Annotated in this window: 1 pseudogene; it reads right to left on the bottom strand. The window is 39.6% G+C overall.

What is annotated here, in order from left to right:
* Window positions 1-275 (bottom strand): annotated as a pseudogene (locus ACY2RT_RS15355) (hypothetical protein); the annotation flags it as partial.

The raw sequence follows: 275 nt of genomic DNA, 5'->3' as shown, positions 1-275 counted from the left end.
CCTTTTTCGGATTCTTCGTCGTCCGGTTCAAAATTTTCTTTCCCCTTAATATCTACATTCAATGCTGCTGTTTTTTCAAGGTCGGCCTCGGTAAGTTCTTCGGTGGTTGCAGTAGCACTTCCATCGGGAAGTCCTAACTCAAAGGTTTTAGTATCCGGTGGAAGGCATTTTTCATCATCACAAACCGAGTAGTATACTTCTACATTTATTTTTAGGTTTTCCGCATTGATCACTTTAATAGGCTGAATAAAAACAGCTTTGTCTCCAAAATAGAC

The organism is Ulvibacter sp. 2210JD10-4, assembly GCF_058148525.1.
Note: the sequence above shows the minus strand (reverse complement) of the source record. Positions and strands in the feature narration are given on the sequence as shown.